Genomic DNA, 15,323 nt, shown 5'->3' on the forward strand with positions numbered 1-15,323 from the left:
TCGCCCGGCATGAAACCCCGTCTAAATACGGTGGAACGGCAGTTTTCCCCCGATTTAATATGTGGGTTCCGGGTTTCTCTGGTCAGCGCCACGATTTTGCTACATTTTGACTAAAGTCCAATCATGTTAGTGGGGCGTAATATTAGAAGGCTAAGGGGATACGCTCCTGAACAGCAAGAGATTGTCCGTGCCCAGTGGGGCCAGTGAGCTTGCGCAACGATCTCTCACGGGAGGTCGAAACCCATGAACCCTGGTGGAAGGAGTTCGTCGGATCTGCGAGGCGCAATGCTTGGGACCGTGCCTGGCCTGGTAGGCGTCGGCATCTTCTCGGCAGTCATAAACCTTCTCGCCCTGACCGGCTCGGTCTATATGCTGCAAATTTACGATCGCGTTTTACCTTCGCAGAGCGTTCCGACGCTTGTCGGGTTCACCATCGGAATGCTGGGTCTTTACGCTGTCTACGGGCTGCTGGATTTCGTGCGGCTGCGCCTGCTGGTTCGAGTGGGCAATCGTGTCCATAGGAATTTGAAGCAGAGGGTGTTCGGCCTCTCGCTGTCCTTGCCGCTCATTGGCGGGCAGGATGCGAACCGGATACAGCCCCTCCGTGATCTCGATCAGCTACGCGGCTTCCTTTCCGGAATGGGGCCGACTGTCATCTTCGACGCGCCGTGGATTCCATTTTACCTGCTGATCATCTATTTCCTGCATCCCGCGCTCGGTGTGTTGTCCACAAGCGGTGCGATCATTGTCGTGCTGCTCACGGTCATGGCGGAAGTTCTTGGCCGCACATCGGTGACACGCGCGTCCGAGACGCTGGTGTCGCAGCGCAATCTCGCCGAATCCGGACGCCGCAACGCGGAGGTCGTACGCGCGATGGGCCTTTCCGCACGGCTTGCCCACCGCTGGGGCGAGATCAATAACGCATATCTGAGGCACCAAGAGAAGCTTTCCGACGTCGTCGGCGCCACCGGGGCACTCTCTAGGGCACTGCGTTTGGCCTTGCAGTCCTGCGTTCTTGGACTGGGTGCCTACCTGGTGATAGGAGGCGAAGCCTCGCCAGGCGTGATCATCGCATCCTCCATCTTGCTGGGCCGCTCATTGGCTCCTGTTGACGCCGCTATCGCGAACTGGCGAGGCTTCGCCGCGTTCCGGCAAAGCTATTCGCAACTGGCAACGGCCCTGGCCGCTTTTCCTGACCGGGACGAACATATGGAACTTCCGCGCCCCCAAGCGGAGCTTGCGGTCGAGGACCTGACCATAGCGCCACCGGGCCAGCAAAAACCGACGGTAGCCAATGTCAGCTTCCGCCTGGCTGCAGGGACGGGAATGGCCGTTGTCGGCCCGAGCGGTTCTGGCAAAAGCACGCTTGTGCGCGCGCTGGTGGGCGTCTGGCAGCCACTTCGCGGCACGGTGAGGCTGGACGACGCCTCGCTTGACCAATGGGACCAAGAACGTCTTGGCGCACATATTGGCTACCTGCCCCAGGACGTCGAACTGTTTGATGGAACGGTTGCCGATAACATTTCGCGATTTGGCGGGAAGGGCGACGCCAAGGGCGTGCTTGCAGCTGCCAAGGCAGCGGGCGTCGACAAAATGATCCTGCGATTGCCGAACGGTTTTCAAACTCGCATGGGCGAGGGAGGAACAGCGTTGTCGGCTGGACAGCGGCAACTCGTAGGGCTTGCCAGGGCACTTTACGGCGATCCGTTTCTCGTCGTTCTGGACGAGCCGAATTCAAATCTGGACGTCGATGGCGATACCGCCTTGGCCGGCGCGATCCTGGCAGTGCGCAGACGTGGAGGCATCGTCATCGTAGTTGCGCACCGTCCTTCTGCCCTTACCAACATCGACAGGGTACTCGTAATGTCCAATGGGATGCTTCACGCCTTCGGCTCACGCGAGGAGGTCCTGGCCAACGTCATCCGCCCCTTTGCTGCGCCTGTTGAACGCCCGGCAGCGGCCGTCGCGATGCACAAAGGGGTGAGCGGTCATGCATGAGGGATATTTTTTTGTCTGAGGCGACGATGGCTCCATCGGCCCCGATCGGCAATGGGAGCCGGCGCAACGCGATGATTTCGGGCACGCGCGATGGAATCAGGGCCAACCTGATCCTGGGGGCGGCGGTCACGGTTACGTTAATTGCCGGCGGCGGGCTCTGGCTCGGTCTGACCAAGATTGCTGGCGCGGTAATTGCGCCGGCGACCGTGGTGGTCGAGAGCAACATAAAGAAGGTGCAGCATCTGACGGGCGGCACGATAGGTGGCATCTTCGCGCAAGACGGGGATCATGTACGGGCCGGCGATGTGATGGCACGGTTGGACGACACACTGACACGGGCCAATCTGCAGATAATTAGCAAGGATCTTGATCGGGCAACGGTTCGGCTTGTGCGGCTGGAGGCAGAGCGGCAAGGCCTGTCGGAGATGCAGCTTCCGTTCAGCCTTCAAGCGCGAATGGGCGAGCCGGAACTGGCTGCCCTGGTGAACGGTGAGCGCACGCTGTTCGAAAGCCGCGCTACGGCCCTCAACGGGCAGAAGGCACAATTGCAAAGCCGCTCAAAGCAACTCGAACGCCAAGTTGAGGGCCTCAAGGCGCAACAGACCGCGGAAGAACAATCCGTGGTCCTGCTGGATGGCGATCTTGTCGATGTACAGGCGCTTTTTACAAAGAAGCTGGTGTCCAAAGAGCGACTTAGCAACATCAGGCTGGATGCCACCCGGGCGCACGGAGAATCGGGGCGCCTCGCAGCGGCAGTTGCCGAGGCGCAGGCCCGGATCAGCGAGACCGAATTGCAGATTCTTCAGCTCGATGAACAAAGGCGTAGTGACGTAACGAGCGAACTTCGTGAAACGGAAGCCAAGCAAACCGAACTCAGCGAGCGCAAGGTTGTGGCACAAGACGAACTGGCCAAAACCACCATCCGCGCTCCGCAATCGGGAACGGTACAGGAATCTTCCATTCACACGATCGGCGGCGTGATTGCCGCGGGCGAAGTTCTGATGATGATCGTCCCTGACACCGGCAACCTTGTGGTCGACGCGCTGATTGCGCCGTCGCGCATAGATGACGTTCGTCCAGGTCAGCGGGTCTCGATCCGGTTTCCGGCTTTCGACGCCGGCACCACGCCTGCCTGCCAAGGGTCTGTCAAGCGCATCTCGGCGGACCTGATAAAAGATCAACAGCGCCAGCTTTCTTATTTCTCGGCGCGCATCAATGTCGAAGACAAGTCCACCTGTCTGACCGATGCCAAAGTGCTCAAACCCGGTATGCCAGCGGAGGTTCACATAAGTACGGACGAACACAGCGTCTGGTCTTATCTGCTGAAGCCGCTTACCGACCAGATGTCGAGGGCTTTCCGGCAATGACATGGCGGCTGTGAGCGGTCGACCGCGGGAACACGGCAGGCGTGCTTGCTGACATATTAGGGTAGGCGACGTGATGCCGTTGTGTGCGTCAAGTTCTGCAAAATGGGGCAGCCATGATGCTGGTCATGCGGCTTGGGGCAGAGCGAGCTTCTTGTGCTCGCGCAGGTCGTCCATGTTGATGTATCGGTTGGCCTCCATCCAGTTTTCATTGGTCTCGACGGCCAACGCCCTGACCAGGCGCAGGCAGCTTTCGGTGTTGGGGAAGATGCGCACGACATAGGTGCGCCGGCGGATTTCCTCGTTGAGCCGCTCCAGCATGTTGGTGGATTTAAGATGCTTGTGGTGCTGTCTCGGCAGCCTGAAGAAGGTCAGGGTTTGTTCGATGGCATCCTCGGCCCAGCCTGTCAGGCGCGGATAGCGGGCCGACCATTTGGCAAGCCATGCGGCAAGATCAGCCTTGGCCTCTGCGAGATCGCGCCGGTCGTAGAGCCAGCGCAATTCCTGCAGGCAGTCGTCGCCGTGCTTCCTCGGCAGATGATCGAGCGCGTTCCTGAGGAAGTGCACGTAGCAGCGTTGCCAGGCGGCTTCGGGGATCACCTCGCCGATCGCTCCACCAGGCCGGCGTGATCGTCGGACACAACCAACTCGACGCCCTTGAGGCCCCGCGCCTTGAGGCCGACGAGGAAGTCCCTCCAGGCCGAGCGGCTCTCGCGATTGGCCATCTCCACGGCCAGGATCTGGCGCCTTCCGTCCCAGTCGATACCGACCGCGATCAGCACCGCCTGGCTCATGACAACACCGGCTTCACGCACCTTCTCGTAGCGCGCATCGAGGATGAGGTAAGGAAACGGCTCTTGAAGGGGGCGCCTGGCAAAGGCAGCGAGGCTCTCGTCCAGCCGCTTGTTGATGGCCGAGATCGACGAGGCCGAGAAGGCATGGCCGCACAGTTCTTCCGTGATCGCCTTGACCTTGCGGGTCGACACGCCCTGCACATACATCTCCGCCAGTGTCGCCACCAAGGCCCGCTCGGAACGCTGGTAGCGCTCGAACAACTCGGTGGAGAAGCGCCCGGCCCGGTCCTGCGGAACCCGCAGCTCGAGCTTGCCGACCCGCGTCACAAGGGTACGGCCGTAATAGCCCGAGCGATAGCCAAGCCGTTCGGGCGTGCGCTCGCTCTTCGAGGCACCCAGCGCCTCGTCCATCTCGGCCTCAAGCACCTCCTGCATCACCGCACGGAGCACTTCGTGCAATCCATCCGGGTTCGAAAGCAAAATGTCTTTGACGGCAGCGCTGGCGGTCTTAACTTCAGTCTTGGTCATGGCGGCGTTCCTTCGCGGGAATCAGTGACGTGAACAATCACCAGCCTGCCATGACCGCCCCCTCTCAGCGAATTTGCAGAACTCTCAGCACACTACCCGTGATGCCGACAGGGGTGACGCCTGCGGCCGACGCGCGAGGCTCGTCTGGGACATTGTCCCGGCTACAAGGATACCCCAACAGGATTTTCCTGGCCGCCTCACCAAGTCCTGCCCCGACAACAGCGTTAGTGTCCTGTCATCTTTTGCGCAACAAACAGCGCATACCGTTCCACGATCATCAACATGGGCAATTGCCTCACGAGGAGAGGTTCTTTGCTTCCTACGACGCGGCGAGGGCCCTGCGGCGGACACGGCGTGCGGCATGCACCGTTCGGTCTGCAGTCACCGCTACATTTGCCACGTCAGATGTATGCGGCAAGGCGTTCGCGCTTCCATGCGACCTCTTGTAGGGCAGCAATTCCCTGACCCGAGCATTGACCGAGGCAATTTCGACCCGCAAGTCCTCGCATTCCTGCCGTCTCACATCGAGTTCAATCTGATCGGACGCCTGCTGCATGGACAGCTGTGCAAAATCTGCGGTGATCTTGGAAAGGTTCACCTTGTTGGTTTCGGCCTCCTCAGCGAGTGCGGCCAACCTTTCGTCAGTCACCTGTTTTTCCGCCAGGGCGTCGCTCCATTGTAGCTGGAGCCTGGCGATCTCGGCTGCGGCCTCGTTGTTTGCGATTGAGGCGAGTTCGAAGCGCGATTGGAGGCTTTGAACTTCTGAGCGCAATCCTCGGTTCTCAGCCTGGCAGCGTTTAAGCTCGCCATCCATGTCCGCCTGCATAATCCTGGCTGCTTCGGTCACCTCCCATAACTTCGCCTGCGCAACCTCGAGTGAGGTGTGCAATTTGATTGCCTCTTTTTCGCTCTTGCCGAGCGCACTCAGCATTTCGGAATTTCGCGCAGCTTCGTTGGCATGGATCGTCGAGAATGCATCCAGCCTATGCCGTGCCTCTTCCTCCCGCTTCATGGCCTTTTCCAGGTCAATAGACAGGCTCACATTCTTTTCACGCAGCTGTTTGTTCTCTCGGGAGCGCCTGTCGGCCTCGACATTTGCGGCGGCAAGCATGTTCGTGAGGTCGCCAAATTCCGCTTCGTTCTTTGTGGTGTTGTTCGCCGCTTCGACCAGCTCCAGCCTTGCCGCGGCCAATGCGCCACGGAGCACTTCGCACTCCTGAACAAGGCTTGCCTGGCGCTGCTGCAATGTCTCGACCGTGCCTTGACGCTCACAGTACCGTCTGTTCAGGTCATTGAGTGTTTCCGACAAGCTCCTTTGATCTGCGATCAGATTTTGATTCGCCAACTCCAGTTCGTTCGCACGGAGAATGTCCGCGTGAAGGATGTGAAAAAACTCGAACGTCAGTTGACATGTGCTTGTAATTTCGGAGATTTTTGCGTTGATCTCCTCGAAATGGAGCTTGGCATCGTGGAACAAGCCGTTAAACGAGCTCACGGCAGCAATTCTGCTCTGCGTGTGTGAGGTCATCCGATGCGCTGGTATCGGCGAGCTATCATCGTCGTTGCCGGCACCGTCCTCGCTTGGTACGCTGTCATCCTGTTCGTTGTTGTCGCCTGCCATGTTTGGCACGTCGGCGACATCCTCCAAATCGAGGCACTGGTCGACAGCGTTAGCCAAGTCAGCTTCGAGATCGTCGAACGACCTCTCCACATTGTCCTCGGCGCGTCTGATCAAATCCCTGAACTTCATGACTTCATCCCCTGCAGCCGCATGCCCGGAACGATTGAGGCACGAGGACTGAGATGCTTTTGTATCGAGAGCTCAACTCAGCGTCTTCGTTCAATCAAACGATGCCAGGGCGCCGGCGCCGCGAGGAGCCGAGAGCTGCGATTGGAAGGCCCTACATCGGTCTAGGTGCCTGCTGACTTATTCTTGAGGACTGCGCGGCTCCCCTTCTTGCCATCGTCTTGGCGTCAATGGTGTGTTGCCTGGGCACATTAACGCTCAGGTGCAGAAGCCCCGACGAACGGCCCGGCACAGCCTCTTGTGGGGCGCATCAGGCGGCCGGGCCTAACCGGCGGTTGAGTGTTTTGGTTTGCCGGCTGACTCACCATGCGACATTGGCGAGGCAAGCGCATCATTCGAACGAATTGGGGACCGGCCGCCTGGCCGCTCAATCACACTAAGCTTCCGTTGCCGGAGCTGGCGACGAGGTGCTTTGCCTTGAGCCTTGGTATGCTACATACGAAGCGGCAATACGCGCCGGCGGAGCAGTGGCCCGACCCGTCAAACTAGCGCTGCAAAATGCGCGGCAGAGATATCCGAGAATATTGTCCAATCAGCGGTATGAGATCGAAGGCGGGCGATCTTGCTGAACTCCCAAACAATCCCGGCGTATATGTGTTCGGCAAGGAGGATCTGGAAACCATTGCGACATTGCCGAGCGGCACAATCTATGGATCATCAGCGATGAGGTTTACCGCAGCACAATATTCAACGGCGAGTTCCTCTCAACAGCATCTGCAGGCTAGGATGGACGCTTGGGCCGGTCTTGGCATCAGTTTGGAAACTCTTGCGCAATGCATGCTTTTCGGATCGCCGACCTGTATTCAGGATGCCGCAGCGGTGGCTCTCGATGAGGCGGTGACGAAGAGATGCGTTTTTCTCAAGCGAACTGAAGCGCAGACGCGATCATGTGCGCGATCGCACACGAAAGTTCTGCTTCTTTTCTTTTTTAGTTCCGACGACAGAGCCGCCGGCAGCCCTTTTCGGACGCCCTTCTGCCGCTGATTTGACCATTGCTGTGCGGATGTTCGCCGGGATATGCGTGAACCTTATCGTCCGCTGCGGCGCTCAGTTTGCATGGGGCTCTTGGAACCGTTCCGAACTTTCTCCTTGCGCCTCCGATCGAGTTGCGCGTGCTCATGCGGGGCGCTGAGGTGTCTCGATCCGCAGTGGCACGGCCATTATGCGACGAAGCCGATCAGCTTAGTTGAAATTTGTCCCCAGCGGACGGGAACGACGCTTGGCCATGTTAGTTGATGTGAATGGAGCAGCTAAGAAAAGATCTGGCATTGCTTACGCGACCGGGCTTCTGGATAGCTTTCGGCATTTTGTTGCTGCTTTACGGGATTCAGGTCATTTTTCTAATTCGGGCATGCCAATGCCTTTAGCCTGGAACATCGATACCGCTGGCTGGAACGCGGTCTGTCCATCTCCCGGCGGCTGCGGCGATAGCGTTGATCAACGATATATTCATTTATAAGCCTGCTATTCCCGGGGATGCCGAGGTTGGCAGCGCCTGCATCGTTGATTACGCACGTGGCGCTCCCCTCAAGATAGGTGGTTACCATTCTCGCGCTGCCGGTGAGCATTGGAGTCCGCACTGTGTTGGACGTGCGCTCATGCGTCGGGAAATTTCTTATAGACAGGGGAGGGTCTGTCAGGCTGGAAAATCACAAGCTGCCCCGCGAATGAGGAAGCAAAAAAGGTGCAAGACCAGATCGATTCTTCCGGGCAACTCGGTCCTCGCATCATCGCCGATCAGCGGCCGTACCGTCGAGAACCAAAATGCGCACGATCTCAGCCGGTCGGCTTCGACCAAAACATGCGGACTACCGGACGGGGACAGTCGGTGCCGCGTCCCGCCTGTGGCCGGCGCTATGCTGACGCTCCTACGATATCCCGTTCACCGCCCGCGGCAGGAGGGCGAATTTCCTCCGTCCTGCGCGGGACAACCGTCCACTGTTGCGGCCGCACGCAGGACTGCGGCTTATACGCCGTTCTTCCTTTGAGCGGCGTCCAGTTCGCAGGGCTAAATCACCATTGGTATGCAGACGAGCCTCTCGGCGTCTGGACAGAGATCAATTGCGCTTTGCACCAGGGTTCCTGGATCGTAAGCTCCAAACACGCTGCAGTCGCCTGATATGGTCCACTACGTTGGCCGGCTCATACGGCTTCGCAAGGTGCGGGCCTTCCTGACAAAGGTCGCCCGCCGCGATCGCAGTTCGTTCTACTGCGGCAGAAAGCACTATTTTGACCTCGGGCTTGTTCTCGCGAACCCACTTCGACAGTTGGAACCCGTTCATGTTGCCCGGCAGGTCAACGTCACACAAGACGGTGTCCACACCGAACTCCGCATAGTTCAACGCTTGTTGCGCCTCACGTGCGAAATGGGCCTCAATCACCCTGTAGCCACAGTGGCGGAGATAGTCCGCGATGACGCATCGGGCGATGACGTCGCCGTCAACCACGAGGATCGTTTGGCTCTGTTGGTTCGGGGCTTCCATTGACGGAGAACGGTCAGCAACCGGCAGGGTTCCACGCATCATGACCTGCGCGGGATGCCGACCGAAGATCGCGGCGAGATCCTGCACGAAATGATCCCTGCCGGCGGGCGCATTCAATTCAGCGGAGCGATGCCGCACTGGTGACGCCGTTTGCCACCTGGTCGACGAGACGGGCTAGAAGGCATGGTCTCGAAGCTCGAGGGCAGTCCATATCGCAGCGGCAAACGAGCGCTTGGCGCAAGATCAAGTGCTTTGAGGAAAAGGAAATGCAAATCATCGGTGCACAGCGCGAGCGCGGCAAAGCTACCCAGGTGATCATGGCTGAAAAGGGCCTCTACAAAGGCGGCGCACTCGTCAACTTCAATGCCGCTGAGCGGCAAGCGCTTTGGGATCGTGTCCAGGGCAAGGTTGGCGGCCCGGTCCCGAAGGGACATAAAAAGGAAAAGGCCGAGTGGCTGAAGCCCGGACTGGTTGGCTGGGTCGAGACCCTCAAAGGCGAAGAGAAGCTGCGGCACGCAAGGCTGCTGGAATTCCGGGAGGATGATGCAAATGGCCATGCCTAAGAAAGATCAGGACGCGCCACCTACGCCTGGATGTACGGCGCCCAAGCGCGCAAGGATGGCAAGGAGCGTGAGGTGCCAGCTTACTGGCAGGAACATGCCGACGTGTGGCTGCAGGGCTTTGACGGTGTGGCGATGGACGGTTTTGGCAAGACCAAGACCGTCAACGACGAGACATGGAAGCCGAGGTCGACGAAGCTGCCGTCGAGCGCCCCGACGAATAGCCATTTTGCCGTATGCCGTATGGTCGTTTTTAATTGGAGAAGGGTTTCGTTGGGCCTATAAAGATTGCGTTTACCATTGCCTTTTTAGGGAGAATGCGATGGTTGCAACGCCCATAGAAATCGCTCAAGCCGCTACTGCGACTACGGCCACCTTGCTGAAGTGGCAGAAGTCCATGGAGGAACGCGCCACGTTTCGCCAGAACATGGATCAATCGCGCAGGGCGATTCAAGCCTCACGCGATCTGCTGAAGCGCCTTCGCCAACGTCATCGCGACGACATGGCGGAAAGTTCGGAAAATGCCAACCCGTCTACTGTGCCGATATCGCAACGCGCCGGCAGCTAGCGGGAGGCGACCAGAGCCGATGTGATGGGGAAAGTTTCACTGGCCGTTACTTGGGTGGGCAGGCAAGTTAAACTTTGTCAACCAGCGACTTTTTTCGCCCGCGTGGAAGCGCCACATGTCTTTCGACAAGGCGCACGTGCTCGGCCTCGACAGTCACCAATGGCCGGAGGCTGACGGTTACCTTGTCCCCGTCGATGCGTGTGACAGGGCCGATCAATTCCATATGCTGGCCAATCACAGTCTTCCAAGTCGAATCGACAACAGAATGCGGGAAGTCGTAGGAGGGGATCGTCACGCTCATGCGATCGGGCGTCACCCGGCCGCGCACAATCGCCGTGACGGCGACCTCGTCGCCAACTTTGATACTTCCCCGAGCGATGCCCAAGACCTTGGAGCAGCCGGCGCCGGCGTCAAGATGAGGGCGAGCTAATAAAACCCTTCCGCGCCGCGATTGTGACGCGGGGCGATCCGATCGCCGCCAGCGACTTAGCAGACCAATTGACGACGGCGGCCGAGAAGCCTGGCATCCCTGCCGACCAAATCAACGGCGAAATCGAAAGCGTCTTCGAACTGTGAGAGAGGGCCGGGGCTGTGGCCGGCTGGCTTGCGGTTAATATCGACCACAAGCTGAATGGACGAGGCGACGAGGTCATCAGCCTTGCTGGTTCCGACGTCGACGTGCTTGTGATCCCCACGGATGAAGAGAGAGCCGTGGGGATCCAACTGCTATCTGTGTGCCTCAAGCTTTGTCGCTCGTACCCTGAGCGCCGAACCTGATGCTACTCGCGCGGCGGGTGTCTCGGCCTGTCAGGAGTTCGGCGGCAGGAGCATGGTCCCATAGCCGGCCATCAAGGCGATCAAGGTTGCTGCAACCAGCGGCAACCAGAACTTGATCGGTCCGGCAATACTGCCAGCGATGCGCGGCCGATGCCATCAGCACCGTCAGGAGCCAGACCTCCCACGGGTTGAAACCGCCCCATGGGTCAATCGTCCGGTTTGGCAACAAGGGCCAAGATGATCGCTGCCGCAGCCGTGCGGCAAGACATTTGCGGCGGTGTTCCTCCGGCAACGACTTGTTTCAGCTAGTTGTGGAGGTGCGACAATTGAAATCCGGGCTGGCGTTCGACGCCGGATAACAGCGATTCCGCCGATCGGAACATGTCCTCGAATTCCAACTCGTTTTCAAACACCACGCCGCCGACGCTGATGGTCAGCGTGTCCGCGGTTCCTTTTGGCGCGAAATAGGCTTGGGCCACGCGCGCCCGGATACGGTCGCCGATCTCCCTGGCGTCGTCTTCTGTCGCACCGGGCAGAAAGACCCCGAACATGGAGGTTCCGATCCGGCCCACCAGATCTTCCTTGCGTACCGATGACTGGATGGTCGAGGCTATGAGCCGCAAGGCTTCGTCACCCCAGCCAAGGCCGAAGCGCAGATTGATGGACCTGATGTGTTCGGGATGAATGACCAGGAAGGCGCCAGATCTTGGACCAGACGATTCCGGCCTGGTTGCTCTCCTTTCGACCATCGACGTGAAGACTGTCCGGTTGAGGCAGCCTGTCAGGCTGTCAAAGGTCGCCGACTTGTTGAGTTCTCTTCGATAACGGACGAGCTCGGTCCGCTGCAGTCCAATGAACAGGAAAAGTGGGCCACCGACGATGACCGGCAACAGGATCGCTGTGACCATGCTGCGGCCGAAGGGCGTCAAGGCTTCCGAGAACAGAAGCAGATAATTTAGGCCAACCGAGAGGAGCAGAATTCCCGCCGATCCCAGGGCAGTCAGCCATGCGATATCTTTCCATTGCCGGGGCGAGCTATTCGCCATTGGTGTCATCATTAGCCAATCTCCCGCCTGATCGGCTGTCATAAGGCCAAGGTGCTGCACTTTCAGTTTCGAGGAAACATACAATTTTAGTAATGGCGCAATCACCTACCATCGGCCCGAAATCAGCCCTTCAAAAGCAAGGCTACGGCGGCAAAAGCAACGACACCGAATTATCGGCTATTGCGGCGGACCGAATATCCCCATCTGCGCGTCTCTGGCCACTGCCTCCGCCTTGCCGTAGATGCCACTCGCCAGGGCCGTCGCCCAGCCATTGGAAACAAGCCAGGCGCCGACATCCTGCTTGCCCAAGCTGCACGGTGCCGCAATGGCAAAACGATCGATTTCCGGCGGCACGACGCATTTCAGCGCCCGGCCGCGCAGCCAGGAATTGAACGTCGCGCGCGCACGCTGGCCGCAAGGCCAGGCGATGCCACGAAAGGAACAGGTCTCATCCAGGTCAATGCCTTGGATCCCGCTGATGGCTACCTTGCGCCCTACGGATTCGAAGGTTGCCGACGAGGTGGCGGCTGGTTGGTACAGCAGGACCTCTTTCCAATCCTTTGGCATTCGCATCCCTGCAGGCGCGGCCAGACCAAGGTCGCTGAGCGGCGGGCGCGGCTCGACCCGTTCGATTTGCGCCGGATCAAGCTGTGGCGGCGCGATAAGGTCCTGAGCAATCTTGCGTGCCCGTCCTCGCCATGGCGTATTGGCGACGGTCGCAACTGGTCGCATTGGCTGGCTATCGTCGATGGATTGACGCGGCGCTGGTATCGGCCGATCGATGGGAAGCAGATCGGCGGCCCGGATGATCAACAAGACCCCGGCCAGGAGGAGCAGGCTTCCGAGCAATATCAAGCGATTGTGCCTCAGCCAGCCCATCAACTCAAGCAAGGTTCCTTGCCCCTCAATACCCCGATGTCGATTTGGCGACCAGCTTGAGTGCGCCTTTTCGAACCTGGTAGAAGGGCATGGATCGCTCACTGGAGCCATCCGCCCGAAACCGGAACAGGCCGGTCGATCCGCGAAATCCGCTCCGATTTTCGAGCACCTGCTTGCTGAAGCCGTCAGGCCCGGCCGAACTTGCAATTCCTGCTGTCAGGGCGACCATATCATAGGCGTAGGCGACATTGGCGTCGGCTGGATAATTGTAGGTCGTCTTGAAGCGGTCGGCGATCGGGCCGGTTTCGGTTGGGTCGAGCGTGGCGATGTAGGAGCCTTCAAACAGCGGCTCCATCGGATGTTCCAGCCAGCGGTTGGTTCCAACGACGGCAATTGCTTTTCCAGGAATGCCTTTCGTTTTGAGCGCCGCAAGGATCTGCGCCGGATTGTCGTCGCCGCTGGCGATGATGATGGCATCGGGAGCCTCGACCAGCGAGCCCATATCATTGACCACTTTGGTGCCGCCATCGCCGGCCGGATACGGAATGGTGACGGCGAGCGTCGCGCCATAGATGCTGAGGCTGTTGGCGACCCGCTTTTCAACCGCGCCGGCATTCGCTCCTGCCGCGACGAGCAACACGAACTTCTTGCTGCCTTTGGCCGCCAGGCCGGCTGCGCCCGCGGCCGCGCTGTCGGCCTCGTTGAGGCGCACCGCATAGACGCCCGGGCCGCCGGCGAAATTGTCGGCCAGCGCCAGCACCGGCGGTCGCTTCGATCCCGAGAGCTTGGCTATGTGCTGCGCGGCCGCGAGTTCGACCGGGCCGATGACGATCTTGGTTCCAGTGGTGATCGCCTTCACAGCCAATTCGCTGGCGTGCGCGCTGTCGCCCTTGGTGTCCTCGACCGTGACCGTGAGCAGGACATTTCCAAGGTCGGCCATCGCCAGCTTGGTCGCATCGAGCATCTTCCTGCCGTTTTCGCCGGCGTTGCCCGGGGCCGACAAAGGCAGCAGCATCGTGACCTTCGTCGACCCGGTGCCGAGCGATCGCGTGGCTTGGGCCGGGCTGGCAGCGGTGCCGGCGGCCGGCGCTCCGGGTGCGGCGATCGCCGCCTGGTCGAGCGCGTCCGAGACGCTGCCTTTCGACTGGCAGCCCGACACTATGCCCGCTAACGCAAAGACGATCGCCCACGTCCACGAACCGTGTCGCTGCCGGCCAGAATCCATGATGCCTCCCTCATATCCCGCCGGGTATTTGTCCCGGTCTCATCCGTTCATCTTACGGCAGACTTGCCTCGCCGTCTTTGCAATTGCTGGATTATGGCTCAGCCGTCGAAAAGTCTTGCCCGGAGCGCCTTGATCATTCTGGCTTGCCCGGCGCTTCGATAGTCCGTGCATTTCATGTATCGCGGGCCCGGCACGAACAGTCGGCGCACACAAATCCGCCTCGCCGGGGCAGGGGCACCATCGTCTCCTGCTGTCGGGAATGCGGAGAATCCGAACGTCGCCACCGGTAGCGGGCCGGCCACCGCAAAACCTTCTCTCGCCAGGATTGCGCGCGCATGCCGGCAGTAGCGGACCGAAAGTTCGGAGAACCGGGTTTCACCGTGCCCGGCGCGATATTTCATGACGGTCGTGCAAAGATCGCCTTCGGCAAGGCTGTTTGCCTGCGCCAGATATCTGACGCCGAGCGCGATGTTGGTCGCAGGGACCGCGAGTTCGTCGAGCGAACCGCGAAAGCCAAGCATTCGCGCCGTCGCCGGCATCACTTGCATCAACCCGACTTCACCATCGGCGCCGTGCACATCGGGATCGAATCCGCTTTCGATCTCCATCACCGCGTGCGCCAGCACCGGCTCCAGGCCGTAGAGCGATGCCTGGCACGTCGCGAACGCCTTGAATGTCTCGCGCGTCCATTCCGGAGCGAAATCGCAGCGAACCGGCCGCGTCAAGCCGGACGGAGCTTGCTGCTCGAGGGCAGGTCGTTCCAGCCAGTTGGCACGGGCTTCAGGGGCAAAAACGGCCAGTGCGATCGCTCCGGCAATCGCTCTCGACAATCTTCCACGGGCGATCATCGTCAGCCTGTCGGCGCGACTTGATCCCTTTCGGTCAGTTCATGTACTCGACCATGCGGTCGTGGAAGCACTCGCACTTGTTGAGCGTGTCCTCGTCCTTGTAGTTCGTCTTGAGGTAGCCATAGGCCATGCCGCAGGCGACCTTGGCTTCCGATGCCCAGACGAAGGCAGGACGGGACGAATTGATCCATTCCGAGCTGTTGGCGACGGCCACCGACTCGTCCATCAGCTTCACCACCTCGGCCTTGAGATCGACGATGTTGTCGGTCAGCACCAGGTTCGATGTGCCGACGGTCCGGCAATAGTCGGCCACCGGCCCTTCGATGATGTCGGCGGCATAACCCGTCGACCCGACTGCCAGCAACAGCGTCGCAGCGGAAACCAACAGTCTTACGGAACGTTTCATGATGAGATCCCCCTCTGTATTCCTAATCTCTAATACATAG

Annotated in this window: 14 protein-coding genes and 1 pseudogene; 7 read left to right on the top strand and 8 right to left on the bottom strand. The window is 59.7% G+C overall.

Annotated features, from left to right (window positions below; translation table 11 throughout):
* The first annotated feature begins 285 nt into the window (after positions 1-285).
* The gene (locus NL532_RS11965; protein ID WP_023825297.1) at positions 286-1,998 is read left to right on the top strand and encodes a type I secretion system permease/ATPase; all 1,713 of its coding nucleotides are present in this window, start codon (positions 286-288) and stop codon (positions 1,996-1,998) included.
* A gap of 71 nt (positions 1,999-2,069) precedes the next feature.
* On the top strand, positions 2,070-3,365 hold the full coding sequence (locus NL532_RS11970; RefSeq protein ID WP_348524295.1) for an HlyD family type I secretion periplasmic adaptor subunit: 1,296 nt from the start codon (positions 2,070-2,072) through the stop codon (positions 3,363-3,365).
* A gap of 123 nt (positions 3,366-3,488) precedes the next feature.
* Here NL532_RS11970 and NL532_RS11975 read toward each other — a convergent pair.
* Together NL532_RS11975 and NL532_RS11980 are read right to left on the bottom strand one after the other, a co-directional pair.
* Positions 3,489-4,684, bottom strand: a pseudogene (locus NL532_RS11975) (IS256 family transposase).
* Positions 4,685-5,003: 319 nt separating this feature from the next.
* Positions 5,004-6,434, bottom strand: coding sequence for a coiled-coil domain-containing protein (locus NL532_RS11980; RefSeq protein ID WP_023830085.1), 1,431 nt, complete (start codon positions 6,432-6,434; stop codon positions 5,004-5,006).
* A 555-nt stretch (positions 6,435-6,989) separates the two neighbouring features.
* Between NL532_RS11980 and NL532_RS11985 the strand changes: the two genes are divergently transcribed.
* Complete coding sequence (locus tag NL532_RS11985; protein WP_155923887.1) at positions 6,990-7,475, top strand: hypothetical protein; 486 nt, start codon at positions 6,990-6,992, stop codon at positions 7,473-7,475.
* 235 nt (positions 7,476-7,710) lie between these two features.
* A complete protein-coding gene (locus NL532_RS11990) occupies positions 7,711-7,950 on the top strand; it encodes a hypothetical protein (protein WP_286488116.1) in 240 nt (79 codons plus the stop codon).
* Positions 7,951-8,548: 598 nt separating this feature from the next.
* On the opposite strand, the gene NL532_RS11995 is transcribed toward NL532_RS11990, so the two are convergent.
* On the bottom strand, positions 8,549-9,061 hold the full coding sequence (locus NL532_RS11995) for a response regulator (protein WP_023753040.1): 513 nt from the start codon (positions 9,059-9,061) through the stop codon (positions 8,549-8,551).
* 53 nt (positions 9,062-9,114) lie between these two features.
* Here NL532_RS11995 and NL532_RS12000 point away from each other — a divergent pair, with 53 nt between their 5' ends.
* The 3 genes from NL532_RS12000 (at position 9,115) to NL532_RS32190 (ending at position 10,532) form a co-directional block, all read left to right on the top strand.
* Positions 9,115-9,537 (top strand): hypothetical protein, encoded by a 423-nt coding sequence (locus NL532_RS12000; protein WP_245270413.1) that lies wholly within the window; start codon positions 9,115-9,117, stop codon positions 9,535-9,537.
* Between the two features lie 319 nt (positions 9,538-9,856).
* On the top strand, positions 9,857-10,102 hold the full coding sequence (locus tag NL532_RS12005) for a hypothetical protein (protein WP_023670916.1): 246 nt from the start codon (positions 9,857-9,859) through the stop codon (positions 10,100-10,102).
* A 115-nt stretch (positions 10,103-10,217) separates the two neighbouring features.
* Positions 10,218-10,532: a hypothetical protein gene (locus tag NL532_RS32190; protein ID WP_353654661.1), complete on the top strand. Its 315-nt coding sequence runs from the start codon at positions 10,218-10,220 to the stop codon at positions 10,530-10,532.
* A gap of 652 nt (positions 10,533-11,184) precedes the next feature.
* Here NL532_RS32190 and NL532_RS12015 read toward each other — a convergent pair.
* The 5 genes from NL532_RS12015 to NL532_RS12035 all read right to left on the bottom strand — a co-directional run bounded on the left by NL532_RS12015 (position 11,185) and on the right by NL532_RS12035 (position 15,283).
* Complete coding sequence (locus NL532_RS12015; RefSeq protein WP_023687765.1) at positions 11,185-11,937, bottom strand: GGDEF domain-containing protein; 753 nt, start codon at positions 11,935-11,937, stop codon at positions 11,185-11,187.
* Between the two features lie 165 nt (positions 11,938-12,102).
* On the bottom strand, positions 12,103-12,816 hold the full coding sequence (locus tag NL532_RS12020; protein ID WP_245270282.1) for a thermonuclease family protein: 714 nt from the start codon (positions 12,814-12,816) through the stop codon (positions 12,103-12,105).
* Positions 12,817-12,829: 13 nt separating this feature from the next.
* On the bottom strand, positions 12,830-14,029 hold the full coding sequence (locus tag NL532_RS12025) for an ABC transporter substrate-binding protein (protein WP_031203149.1): 1,200 nt from the start codon (positions 14,027-14,029) through the stop codon (positions 12,830-12,832).
* Between the two features lie 98 nt (positions 14,030-14,127).
* The gene (locus tag NL532_RS12030) at positions 14,128-14,877 is read right to left on the bottom strand and encodes a lytic transglycosylase domain-containing protein (RefSeq protein WP_023736103.1); all 750 of its coding nucleotides are present in this window, start codon (positions 14,875-14,877) and stop codon (positions 14,128-14,130) included.
* A 34-nt stretch (positions 14,878-14,911) separates the two neighbouring features.
* Complete coding sequence (locus tag NL532_RS12035) at positions 14,912-15,283, bottom strand: hypothetical protein (protein WP_023818629.1); 372 nt, start codon at positions 15,281-15,283, stop codon at positions 14,912-14,914.
* Positions 15,284-15,323 lie beyond the last annotated feature (40 nt).

This window comes from Mesorhizobium sp. C120A (genome assembly GCF_030323105.1).
In the GTDB taxonomy this organism is placed as follows: Bacteria; Pseudomonadota; Alphaproteobacteria; order Rhizobiales; family Rhizobiaceae; genus Mesorhizobium.

Coding starts and splice junctions, on each gene's coding strand:
- NL532_RS11965 (WP_023825297.1), top strand. CDS start 286: ATGCTTGGGACCGTGCCTGGCCTGGTAGGCGTCGGCATCTTCTCGGCA.
- NL532_RS11970 (WP_348524295.1), top strand. CDS start 2,070: ATGATTTCGGGCACGCGCGATGGAATCAGGGCCAACCTGATCCTGGGG.
- NL532_RS11980 (WP_023830085.1), bottom strand. CDS start 6,434: ATGAAGTTCAGGGATTTGATCAGACGCGCCGAGGACAATGTGGAGAGG.
- NL532_RS11985 (WP_155923887.1), top strand. CDS start 6,990: ATGCGCGGCAGAGATATCCGAGAATATTGTCCAATCAGCGGTATGAGA.
- NL532_RS12005 (WP_023670916.1), top strand. CDS start 9,857: ATGGTTGCAACGCCCATAGAAATCGCTCAAGCCGCTACTGCGACTACG.
- NL532_RS32190 (WP_353654661.1), top strand. CDS start 10,218: ATGTCTTTCGACAAGGCGCACGTGCTCGGCCTCGACAGTCACCAATGG.
- NL532_RS12015 (WP_023687765.1), bottom strand. CDS start 11,937: ATGATGACACCAATGGCGAATAGCTCGCCCCGGCAATGGAAAGATATC.
- NL532_RS12025 (WP_031203149.1), bottom strand. CDS start 14,029: ATGGATTCTGGCCGGCAGCGACACGGTTCGTGGACGTGGGCGATCGTC.
- NL532_RS12030 (WP_023736103.1), bottom strand. CDS start 14,877: ATGATCGCCCGTGGAAGATTGTCGAGAGCGATTGCCGGAGCGATCGCA.
- NL532_RS12035 (WP_023818629.1), bottom strand. CDS start 15,283: ATGAAACGTTCCGTAAGACTGTTGGTTTCCGCTGCGACGCTGTTGCTG.